This is a genomic window from Nostoc cf. edaphicum LEGE 07299, from assembly GCF_015207245.1.
GTDB lineage: Bacteria > Cyanobacteriota > Cyanobacteriia > Cyanobacteriales > Nostocaceae > Nostoc > Nostoc edaphicum_B.
This window is the reverse complement of record NZ_JADEXF010000908.1, coordinates 1-2,808: the sequence shown is the minus strand read 5'-3', so window position 1 is coordinate 2,808 and position 2,808 is coordinate 1. Positions and strand designations below refer to the sequence as shown.

Annotated in this window: 3 protein-coding genes; all 3 read left to right on the top strand. The window is 45.8% G+C overall.

The window, feature by feature from the left end; genetic code table 11:
• Positions 1-1,045, top strand: a 1,045-nt coding sequence (locus IQ229_RS22470; protein WP_322744047.1) for an amylo-alpha-1,6-glucosidase, incomplete at its 5' end; no start/stop codon positions are given.
• Between the two features lie 138 nt (positions 1,046-1,183).
• Complete coding sequence (locus IQ229_RS22465; protein WP_194047542.1) at positions 1,184-2,185, top strand: glutathione S-transferase family protein; 1,002 nt, start codon at positions 1,184-1,186, stop codon at positions 2,183-2,185.
• 34 nt (positions 2,186-2,219) lie between these two features.
• Positions 2,220-2,675: a VOC family protein gene (locus IQ229_RS22460; protein ID WP_194047540.1), complete on the top strand. Its 456-nt coding sequence runs from the start codon at positions 2,220-2,222 to the stop codon at positions 2,673-2,675.
• Positions 2,676-2,808: the final 133 nt, after the last annotated feature.

Sequence of the window (2,808 nt, the reverse complement as noted above, 5' to 3'; positions counted from 1 at the left end):
TCACTGGTTTAGCGACTGGGGACGCGACACGATGATTAGTCTACCTGGTTTGACAATTTCCACTGGTCGCCCAGAGGTAGCACGCTCAATTCTTCGCACCTTTGCCAAATACGTAGACCAGGGAATGTTACCTAATCGCTTTCCCGATGCAGGTGAGCAACCAGAATATAATACAGTCGATGCCACTCTCTGGTATTTTGAAGCAGTCCGCGCCTACTACAGCGCTACAGACGATGATACCTTGCTTGGTGAACTCTTTCCCATACTTGCAGACATTATTGATTGGCACTGTCGCGGTACACGCTACAATATTCATCTTGATGCTGCCGATGGCTTACTTTATGCAGGCGTTGCAGGCGTACAACTGACCTGGATGGATGCCAAAGTTGACGATTGGGTAGTTACGCCCCGAATTGGCAAACCGATCGAAGTTAACGCCCTTTGGTACAATGCTTTACGGACAATGGCAAAGTTTGCCCGTCACCTTGGTAAACCACACCAAGAATATGAGGCAATGGCAGAACGGGCAAAATATAGATTTTCTCGCTTCTGGAATGACGAGACAGGTTATTGTTATGACGTTTTAGACAGTCCTGATGGTAATGATGGGTTGCTGCGTCCTAATCAAATATTTGCTGTGTCATTACCAGAAAGTCCGCTGACACCTGCCCAGCAAAGGGGCGTGGTGGAAGCTTGCGGACGATCGCTGCTGACTTCTCATGGGTTGCGATCGCTAGCGCCCGATCATCCTCAATATCAGGGAGAATACGGTGGCAATCAGTATCAACGTGATGGAGCTTACCATCAGGGGACAGTTTGGGGTTGGTTGTTGGGGCCGTTCGTGTTAGCACACTTGCGCGTCTACAAAAATCCTGATCAGGCTCGTCAATTTTTGGAACCAATGGCTAATCATCTCACTGCACACGGTGTTGGTAGTCTCAGCGAAATTTTTGATGGTGATGCTCCGATAACTCCACGGGGATGTATTGCCCAAGCGTGGACAGTGGCAGAGGTTTTACGTGCTTGGTTGGCGACAACGAGTTGATGTGGGGAACCGTGGTCATCTGCAAAGTCGATTTTGTCAAGAATTCTTAAGAAATTAACATCCTTCAGAAAAGGCAAGACGTAATGCTGAAGTAATCCTCAAAAGTTTATAGACACGCTTTAGTGTTAGGAGGAAATTATGCCGTCAGGAATGATGATCGAAGGCAAATGGACAACCAATGAGAATAAATCAGATCCCAGCGGTAAGTTCAAGGAAACGCCGACAACGTTTCGCGATCGCGTAACTGCCGATGGTTCAAATGGGTTTAAGGTAGAAGCAGGACGCTATCACCTCTACATTTCCTTGGCGTGTCCGTGGGCGCATCGCACCTTAATTATGCGAGAAATCAAAGGTTTGAATGATGTCATCTCAGTCTCTATCGTCGATCCGATTATGAGCGACAAGGGATGGATGTTTTCTGAAGCACCGGGAGCTATTCCAGACTGGGTAAATCACACTCAATATTTGCAAGAGGTTTATCTGAAAGCCGCTCCCAAATACACAGGACGAGTTACTGTTCCGGTGTTGTGGGATAAGCAAACTCAAACAATCATCAATAACGAATCTCGCGAAATCATGCGGATGTTTGACGTAGAGTTTGGGGAATTGGCAACACAAAAAATAGACTTATACCCACGCGACTTACAGCATCAGATTGATGAAACAATCGATGCAATTTATTTACCAATCAATGCTGGTGTATATCGCGCTGGTTTTGCGACTTCACAAGCAGCCTATGAAGATGCGGTGACAGAACTTTTCGAGAGTTTAGATCGATGGGAAGCCATTCTGAGCCAGCAGCGATATTTATGTGGCAATCAACTCACCGAAGCTGATATTTGTATGTTTGTAACTCTGTATCGCTTCGACTCAGTGTATTACAGTCACTTTAAGTGCAATTTGCGGCGAATTATCGACTATCCAAATCTCTGGAATTATTTACTAGACCTATATCAGCGTCCTGAGTTCAAAGCGACTTGCAATCTAGACTATACCAAGCGCGGCTATTACATGAGTATGACTGATATTAATCCAAATCGAATTGTGCCGAAGGGGCCGATCGTTGATTTTGACCAACGGCACGATCGCGAGCGCTTCACTAAGGCGTCTCCTAGAGAAGTTATCGCTCCCTATTCATAGAAAAGAAATTGCACAATCTAACTGGAGTAACACCATGAGCCTTGTATCAGGTATCCACCATGTTGCAGTGGTGACAGCAGATATCGACCGCTTTATCGACTTCTATACTGATGTATTCGAGATGCCAGTAATCTTCCAAGAGACGACCCCATCCTTTCGTCACGCACTTCTGCTAGCTGGATCGCAGAGCGTACTTCACGCAGCAGAGATGCCTAATAATATTCATAGTTCTGGATTGCCGGATATGTTTGGACGGGGACACATCGACCACTTAGCTTTGAATGCCCCAACAGAATCAGCATTTCAGATTATCCGCCGCAAACTGATAGATCGAGGTGTGAGTGATGGCGCGATCGCTGACCTTGGCCCAGTACTTAACTTATCATTCTCCGATCCTGATGGTATGCATATCGAAGTTTGCCTCATCGTCGATGCTTCACTCCAGGGTTTTCACCAACCGCGGCCATATCTAGAGACTATCAACCAATAGGTTGAAGTTAGCGTTAGTCTCCTTCGCTGTTTGTGGTTAATTAATAGTTTTGCTTATTTTCAACTTGCGATCGCACTTTGGAATGGAGAAGATTCTATTCTCAAAGAAAGAATTTTTGGTCTAACTGGTAGCG